Source organism: Xenorhabdus sp. PB30.3, from assembly GCF_963895965.1.
Taxonomy (GTDB): Bacteria; Pseudomonadota; Gammaproteobacteria; order Enterobacterales; family Enterobacteriaceae; genus Xenorhabdus; species Xenorhabdus stockiae.
Window position 1 is genome coordinate 1 of record NZ_CAWQMW010000037.1, and the last position, 8,092, is coordinate 8,092.

Annotated in this window: 9 protein-coding genes and 2 pseudogenes; 7 read left to right on the forward strand and 4 right to left on the reverse strand. The window is 45.0% G+C overall.

What is annotated here, in order from left to right:
• Positions 1-94, forward strand: a pseudogene (locus tag AACX38_RS20715) (IS982 family transposase); the annotation flags it as partial.
• A gap of 392 nt (positions 95-486) precedes the next feature.
• Here the strand turns inward: AACX38_RS20715 and AACX38_RS03545 are convergent.
• The 3 genes from AACX38_RS03545 to ftrA form a co-directional block, all read right to left on the reverse strand.
• Positions 487-1,923 (reverse strand): MFS transporter, encoded by a 1,437-nt coding sequence (locus tag AACX38_RS03545; RefSeq protein WP_228865726.1) that lies wholly within the window; start codon positions 1,921-1,923, stop codon positions 487-489.
• A 163-nt stretch (positions 1,924-2,086) separates the two neighbouring features.
• The gene (locus tag AACX38_RS03550; RefSeq protein ID WP_228865727.1) at positions 2,087-2,380 is read right to left on the reverse strand and encodes an SDR family oxidoreductase; all 294 of its coding nucleotides are present in this window, start codon (positions 2,378-2,380) and stop codon (positions 2,087-2,089) included.
• 17 nt (positions 2,381-2,397) lie between these two features.
• Positions 2,398-3,387 (reverse strand): transcriptional regulator FtrA, encoded by a 990-nt coding sequence (gene ftrA / locus AACX38_RS03555; protein WP_228865728.1) that lies wholly within the window; start codon positions 3,385-3,387, stop codon positions 2,398-2,400.
• Positions 3,388-3,470: 83 nt separating this feature from the next.
• Between ftrA and AACX38_RS03560 the strand changes: the two genes are divergently transcribed.
• On the forward strand, positions 3,471-3,866 hold the full coding sequence (locus AACX38_RS03560; RefSeq protein WP_099123613.1) for a rhodanese-like domain-containing protein: 396 nt from the start codon (positions 3,471-3,473) through the stop codon (positions 3,864-3,866).
• Positions 3,867-4,224: 358 nt separating this feature from the next.
• Positions 4,225-5,658, forward strand: a complete 1,434-nt coding sequence (locus tag AACX38_RS03565; RefSeq protein ID WP_228865729.1) for an IS1182 family transposase — start codon at positions 4,225-4,227, stop codon at positions 5,656-5,658.
• A 325-nt stretch (positions 5,659-5,983) separates the two neighbouring features.
• Here the strand turns inward: AACX38_RS03565 and AACX38_RS03570 are convergent.
• A pseudogene (locus tag AACX38_RS03570) lies at positions 5,984-6,313 on the reverse strand (tyrosine-type recombinase/integrase); the annotation flags it as partial.
• A 2-nt stretch (positions 6,314-6,315) separates the two neighbouring features.
• Here AACX38_RS03570 and AACX38_RS03575 point away from each other — a divergent pair.
• The 4 genes from AACX38_RS03575 to AACX38_RS03590 all read left to right on the forward strand — a co-directional run bounded on the left by AACX38_RS03575 (position 6,316) and on the right by AACX38_RS03590 (position 7,981).
• Entirely contained in the window at positions 6,316-6,759 is a 444-nt protein-coding gene (locus AACX38_RS03575; protein WP_228865730.1) for a YbcN family protein, read from the forward strand.
• A gap of 69 nt (positions 6,760-6,828) precedes the next feature.
• Positions 6,829-7,440, forward strand: a complete 612-nt coding sequence (locus AACX38_RS03580) for a recombination protein NinG (RefSeq protein ID WP_228865731.1) — start codon at positions 6,829-6,831, stop codon at positions 7,438-7,440.
• Positions 7,425-7,616 (forward strand): hypothetical protein, encoded by a 192-nt coding sequence (locus AACX38_RS03585; RefSeq protein WP_228865732.1) that lies wholly within the window; start codon positions 7,425-7,427, stop codon positions 7,614-7,616. The genes AACX38_RS03580 and AACX38_RS03585 overlap by 16 nt, the downstream gene beginning before the upstream one ends.
• Positions 7,613-7,981 carry a hypothetical protein gene (locus tag AACX38_RS03590; RefSeq protein ID WP_228865733.1) on the forward strand — a complete coding sequence of 123 codons (369 nt, stop codon included), beginning with the start codon at positions 7,613-7,615 and terminating at the stop codon, positions 7,979-7,981. Before AACX38_RS03585 ends, AACX38_RS03590 begins: the two co-directional genes overlap by 4 nt.
• Positions 7,982-8,092 lie beyond the last annotated feature (111 nt).

Genomic DNA, 8,092 nt, shown 5'->3' on the forward strand with positions numbered 1-8,092 from the left:
GATTTTAACGGGATTGATTGCTTACTGCCTTAAAGAGAAAAAGCCATCACTGAAAATTTTCTACTCAGAAGAAGATATTTCAGCAATATCTTAAGCGGAATTGGGGTTAATAATAGTAAGAGTCTGGCTATGTGGTGGTATTCCCCTGACTTTTTATGGTGAAATGAGGCTAAGGTTGATGTTTATTGTCGTAAATCAGAACAGGCCAAAGAGCATGGAAAAAGAAGTGGAGGGCATTAGCATTACTGCCATTATATTTGCTGCAAGGTTTTTCAGGTGGAATACACTTACCCAAAAGAATATATTGTCGATATAGTAATGAATAACGGGGGATATCTGCCGTTCAGATCCGCTGTCTCGCTTTGGTTAAATATTTTATGATGACTTATCTAATACCATGCACGATTAGTCATTATGCCCGTTGGGGGAAAGTCCCTCACAAACAGTTGCAACTATAGTGCTAAAATCCTATTTGCATCAATGCCATCATTTCTTTGTCTGTTCTCGTCTGACTATCCGAAAACTCAGTATTGCGCCCAATATTAGAAGAATAGCGATACAAAGCATGGCAGCAATAAATGCAGATGATATGGCTGATACATCATGCCGTGAACCAAGTACGCTAAAGAAAATACCGCCAATAATAGCCACGCTGAGTGCTGCGCTGATTTGTAGTGTTGAGTTTATAATTCCAGAAATCATTCCAGAATAGCCTGCATCTACACGGCTGATAATCATTTTGACCAGAGTTGGTAGAGCCAGACCTTGACCATACCCGATCAAAAATAATATCAAAGCCAGCAAAACTCCAGACGGGGGATGGTCTGGTAGAGTTCCGGAAATAAGGATTATCAATGCGATGAAACCTGCTGCTTCTAGCGTCATGCCAGCAGAATTAACGAATCGACCCAGCCATCGTCCAGCAATTGGGGTGGATAATGGACCCAGTAGGAAGCCCAATCCAAAAGGCAGAAAAACCAAACCCGCTGTTAATGGTGTTTCATCGAGTGCTCCCTGAAGGTAGATGGACAACAGGAGAAAGAAGGCGGCAATTGAGTAGAATAGCAGTGCGACAACTAATCCTGTGCGTAGACCAGGCGTTTGGAACGCTGATGGGTTAATCAGTGGTTCACCGCCGTTTGCAGCCAGGCGGGTTTCATAACGCCAGAAAACTACTGCCAACACTGGAGATAGAGCCAGTGATATCCAGGCCCATAGTGGCCATCCGGCTTCACGGCCCTCAATTAATGGAATGACTACACAGCCTAGTGTTAACACGGACAGCAATACGCCAGTGAAATCTAGCCGACGGCTACGCTGTATTCTTGTTTCCTGCAATAACGGAAGGCCGAAAATAAGGACGAGAATGATGATAGGTATATTCACGAGGAAGATGAGTCTCCACCCCAGTCCAAAGATATTTAAGGAAATCAGCATTCCTCCGAATACTTGGCCGATTACAGAGGCCAAGCCGAATATTGCACCATAAATTCCCAATGCTCTGGGTTTTTCGGCATCAGGGAAAATGGCCTGAATTGATGCTAATGCCTGTGGAGCCATGATAGCTGCAGTTAGTCCCTGTAAGGCCCGTCCGATAATTAATACCCAAGGTGACGTGGCAAGGCCACACAAGGTTGAAGCGAGAGCAAACCCTGTCAGTCCGATGAAAAAGATGCGATTACGGCCATAAATATCTCCCAGGCGACCACCCGTAATCAACATAACGGCATACATGGTTGCATAAGTAGAGATAATCAGTTGTTGGCCTGCTGGACTTATACCCAGTTCATCTCTGATGTCGGGTAACGCCACATTGACAATAAAAAAATCGAGTGGAGGAAGAAACGCTCCTACTAGCAATATGGCAAACATAATCCAGCGCTGGGGAGGTGAGTCCCTTTTAGTGGCATTCGTATCTATCATGTTTTGCTACCTTTATGTATATAGGAGTAAATCAGCTCAAAACTAACTGAGTGTGTTATAGCAGAAGTTAGTCTGCATAATCATTTCTGCTTCAATAGGGCTGGGGTTACCAAATTCGTATAGCCTATTGGTAAATTAGCTATTTTCGTCTGCTTAGATTGATTTAAGCGTTGAAGCCACCATCTACGTCAATCACTGCGCCCGTAATGTAACGCCCACTGTTACTAGCTAAATATAATACGGTTTTAGCAATATCTTCGGGTTGGCCATAGGTATTGAGAGCTAGTTTAGCCAATGTAGATGAAGCTCGCGGTCCATTGGCTGGATTCATATCGGTGTTGACTGGTCCAGGATTAATTAAGTTGACTGTGATGCCTCGTTTACCCAGATCATGGGCGACACCTTTTGTTAAACCAACCAGAGCTGACTTACTAGTAGCATATAAGCTGATATCCATTCCATATATCAATGGATTTATTGTCGTGAAATATGCATTTTGCGCAACGCCTGTGGACTAATACCAAATCGTTGGTGAAAGTGATAACGAAGGGAGTTGGCGCTGCCAAACCCCGCTTGCTGGGCTATTTGCTCAATACTGAAATGGGATTCATTGAGCGCCTGTTGTGCACGATTAAGTCGTTCATTCATTAGCCAGCGGGCAGGCGTAAGTCCAGTTGATTCCTGAAATCGACGGGTCAATGTTCGAGGGCTCATACCAACATGGCTAGCCAGAGAATCAAGCGTGTGCTTCTCTGCGATATTTTTATGTAGCCAGTCAAGCAGAAGGCCAAAACGCTGACTTTCCCGACTGCGGGCAACAGGGCGAAGCTGTTGCTGAGTCTGGCTTCCATCTCTGTGAGGTTGAAGGACTAGGCGACGGGCAACGCTATTGGCAATATCAAGCCCGAAATCGCTGCGTACTACATGTAGACACAGGTCAATCCCTGCTGCGCTACCTGCCGAGGTCAATAAAGCATCATTACCTACATATAGCACATCATCCACAACGTTTATCGCCGGGAAACGTTGCTGGAGTTCACTGGCGTAACGCCAATGTGTCGTCGCCTTATGTCCATCCAGCAAACCTGCTGCAGCCAGTACGAATACACCAGAACAAATAGATATCAGGCGGCAACCGCGTTGATGGGCTGCTCGAAGTTCATCGCACAACGTTTGCGGAACAGGCATGTTCACACCACGCCAGCCAGGAATGACGATGGTGTCTGCTTCCTTAAGCAATTCATACCCACCATCAACAACGATGCGGATCCCTCCGGTTGCCTGTAATTCGCCTTTATCAACAGAAGCAACAGCAAAACGATACCAATTATCCCCCAATTCAGGCCGTGAAAGCCCAAAAACTTCCACGGCTACGCCAAACTCGAAAGTACATAGCCCATCATAGGCTAGTGCAACGACCAATGGGCGAGAAAATGTTGTCGTGATCTTGGCGGAATCTGTCATGGTCTGTAGGTGTTTTAAGGTTAATTATTTGATGAAATATAGAAGTAATACAAAAACTGATTTTATCACAAGAGGAACACAATATGAGTACAGTCACTGATATTTCAGCTGCCACACCTGAAAAAGCCATTGCCTATTTCCAGCAGCGTCTTAGCATGGAAACAGATTGTGCCGACGTACATTCCGCAATAGTTTCTGGTGAAAGAGACTTTGTGCTTTTACATGTGGTTGGTAGTGCAGCTAGTTTTGCCCATTGCCATATCCCTGAAGCGTTTCATCTTCCTCATCGTCTGATTAATACAGCGTCCTTAGATAGGTGGCCAAGGGAAACTCAATTTGTCGTCTATTGTGCAGGCCCCCACTGTAACGGAGCCGATCGCGCGGCACTGAAGCTGGCTCAACTAGGTCGCCCGGTAAAAATAATGATTGGCGGTATTAAAGGCTGGGAGGATGAAGGTTTTGCTTTTGCTACAGCCTGAAAGGGCTCTGTGCCAAAAATCTGACGACTGTTATGCCTGAACGGGCCATTTCCGGCTGAAGTCTGCGATTAACCCGTTCTGCTATCTCACGATATTATAATTCGCTGGGCTATTACAAGAAATTTTTTAGCTAGAGAAATAAAACAAAAAGTGGCTTATTGCTGGGGGTCCTTAGCGGCCCACCAGACAATATGGAGCTATATAATTTCCGCTTTTGGCACAGACTGTGTAAAAACCCTTGATCACCTTTTGGTCTAAGTACGATGTACTTATGATCAATTGCTCTTAGCTACCGATCCAATCTCAAAGCCAAGTCCAGTATCATCAGATTGGTAAGCATAATCATGGAGATTCTGGCATGTCTCACCATATTACTGGTCAATCAAGGCATCAATCCACGCTCTTTCCAGAACTCATGGACGACTTTGTTAGCGAAGATAATCCAGTGCGAGTTATTGATGTCTTTGTTGAACATCTAGATTTACTCGACTTAGGTTTTGAAAGCGAGAATCCCAAGTCAACTGGCCGTCCTGGATATCACCCTGCCCTGATGCTCAAGCTCTACATTTACGGTTATTTAAATCGAATTCAATCATCGCGACGGCTGGAGAAGGAATGCAACCGCAATGTCGAGTTAATGTGGCTGCTTGAACGTTTATCTCCCGACTTCAAAACGATTGCAAACTTCAGAAAGGATAATGGTAAGGGAATTAAAAACGTTTGCCGTAAATTCGTCGAGTTATGCCGACAACTCAACATGTTTGAAGATGCCGTGTTCGCTATTGATGGTAGTAAATTCAAAGCCGTCAATAATAAATCCAAAAACTACACCCCCAGTAAAGTGCAGTTTCATATCGAGCGAGTTGAAAAAAGTATCGAGAAATATTTAAGCCAGATGGATGCTAAAGATGAGAACGAAAAAGAGTCTGATCCGACCGTCGCAGCATCGAAATTAGCCTGGCTAAAGCAGCGCTTAGTTGAGCTAAAAGCACTCGAAAAACAAGTTAATGAGCATCCGGACAAACAGATATCACAGACGGATCCTGATGCCCGCTTGATGAAAACACACCACATGGAAAGACAAGTCTGCTACAACGTGCAAACGGCGGTCGATACAAAGCACCATCTCATCGTTTGCCACGACATCGTCATGACAACAGACCGAGGTCAACTGACATTAGTTGCCGAGCAAGTCCAAAAGGTGTTGGGGAAGAAATCGATTATCGTGTTAGCCGACAAAGGCTACTTCAGTCGAAATGATATCAAAGACGCCCATGAGCAAGGCATCACGGCGAATGTGCCACAAATTGACACTTCAGGTTCGGAGAGCAAAGGCATTTTTAACAAGTCTCTCTTCAAGTACGACAACGGCAGTGATGTATACATTTGTCCGGCGGGTAAAAGGTTACAAAACCGAATGAAGGTCATGGAGAAAGGTGTAGAACTGGATGTTTACTTCAACAATTTAGCGTGCAATGAATGCCCAATCCGATCTCAATGCACAACATCAAAGAAAGGTCCCCGTCGCATAAGACGATGGATACATGAATCGATTATTGATGACATGCAAAAACGGTTGGACGAGAATCCGGAATTCCCGGTGATAAGGAAACAGAGTGTTGAGCATCCGTTTGGCACGATAAAAATGTGGATGGGAGCGACTCACTTTTTGACTAAACGCCTCAAAAATGTGAGCACTGAAATCAGCCTCAGTGTTCTTGCTTACAATCTGAAACGTATGATGACCCTACTGGGAACTGTCGGTTTGATGGCGGCCATCCGTCTGAGCTAAGTGATAAAGGAAGCTTAGTTTCACCAAAAATCTGCCCCAAACGCTCAAGGCACGCTGCTTTTAAATGACTTCATATTACAAGCCACCAATCTGCATCAAAACATTGTGAATGTGATGAGCGCTAATCGGGTTGCTTAAATGCAACCCAACTCGATGTTTGTTGGATGAAATCACGGTTTTTACACAGTCTGGGCACTGAACTGACTATCAGATTAAAGATGGAATAATACAACTATGGACTGTATAAAAAGCAGACTTTGTTGGCAGTACCAACAAAGTCTAAAAAATCATCTTTTATTCAGTATATTATAAGTATTAAGTAATGTTACTTCCGGCGTTTCTTAGCAAAATCATACGGTGTGATATGTTTTTCCCTGTTGGCATCTAGATAATCAGCCCACCATTGCACCATCAACCGTCGCTCATCTAAATGTTTAGAGGTGTGAATATAGGCAGCTCTGACGTTTTTTCTTTCAACGTGGCTTAACTGGCGTTCGATGGCATCATCATTCCACAATCCTGACTCACCCATTGCACCGCGAGCCATCGTTCGGAATCCATGCCCGCAAACATCGGTTTTGGTGTCGTAGCCCATGCCACGAAGGGCATTATTAATCGTGCTTTCACTCATGACCTTTTGTGGATCGTGATCGTTAGATGGAATGTAATTTTCTCTTCCATGAATCGACGAAAGAATTAGCCTGGCAACAACTCAAAGAAGTTCTCGCAACAAACCAACCTCACCGCATTATCATCAAGCCTTGGAAAAACACCAGAAGCCAATCTCAGAACGCTACCGCTCATATGTGGTTTGGTGAGATTAGCCGTTATCTGAAATCCCAAGGCGGGAATTACTCACCAGAAAAAGTCAAAGACATGCTCAAGCATACCTTCTTGGGCTATGAGGTGGTGGATCGGGTTGATGCGAGAACGCAGGAAATTGAGCACGTCAGGACACTCCGCCAGACATCCAAGCTGGACACTGGCGAGATGTTTCGATTCATGGAACAAGTTGAGCAGTGGGCAGCAGGTATCCATTGCTTTGTGACGATACCGGAAAACTCAGAGTATATGAGACTTAGGCGGGAGCAGAATCAGTGAAATACCTCCCATTCACACTCTTTTGGATAACAGTCACACTGATTATGGGACTGGCTTTAGGGGGATAAGGTGGCAAGGTTTCGACAACGGAAATGTAAAATTTGCAGCGAGAAGTTCCAACCGGTATTTCCAAACGAACAATGGTGCAGTCAGGAACATAAAGAAGAGTACGCCATTCAACTATACCGACAGAAAAACAAGAAAGAGGAACAAGCCCGACAACGAGAACGACGACAAAAAGAAGTAGCCAACCGAGATAAACTCAAAGCCCGCAAGTTAGCCGTAAAACCCCGCAGTTATTGGATTCAACAAGCCCAACGCGCCGTAAATGCCTATATCAGAGAACGAGACCGCGACTTACCGTGTGTCTCCTGTGGTACGCACACGTCTTCTCAATGGGATGCAGGGCACTATCGGACGACCTTAGCAGCGCCTCAGTTGAGATTTGATGAACGGAATATTCAACGGCAGTGCATCGTCTGTAACCAGCATAAGTCCGGGAATATTGTTCCTTACCGGGTTGAGTTAATCCGGCGCATTGGTCAGGCAGCGGTAGATGCTATTGAGTCCAATCATGATCGGCATCGATGGACGATTGAGGAATGTCAGTCTATTCGGGATGAGTACAAAGAAAAGCTCAGGGAATTACGGGCGCGGGAGGAGGTATGTTTACCGAACTAGAGCCTGCAATTGAAGAGGCCAGATATCTGAAAAGAAAAACAGGGCATCACCGCTGCATTCTCCAACTGGAGGGCGGAAGGATGGTTGTCAGGGTACATAGAAAATCAATGGCGGGAATTTTGATGTATACGACGCGTCGAGATAAAGAACATACGGTATTGCCGGAGGTAAGATGAGGGATATTAACAGCTACAGGCATGTAGCCAACGCGCCAAGGAAATCATACCTAGGTAAAGCGCGCAGATTAACGCCAGCCCAAGAACGATGGGTTAAGGCTATATTATCACTCTGGGTTGATGAAATGGGAGGTTCAGCCTACTCTGGAGGATATGGAGGTAGTGGCTGCGATGGTATTTGGCGATTTGTCAGTGGATGGTCAGGAGAGCAGCAAGAGAAGTTTATGGATGTATTCGATAGTTTAAGAACTGCCGGGTATAGAGGGGAAGAGCTACTAAAAAAAGCTCATATGATTTTATTCCCCAATCACTCACTCAGTGACATGTTTAAACGTGCCAACGATACTCCCGTTCTCAGACAATAGTTAACCCGAATTCTGGATAAAAAATTGACGTGAGGCCTGTTCCAGGAGCAAAGTTTTGGTGAAAGCCGAAAACCACTCCGGAGAGGAACAGGCTATGAACAAATTAGTTGA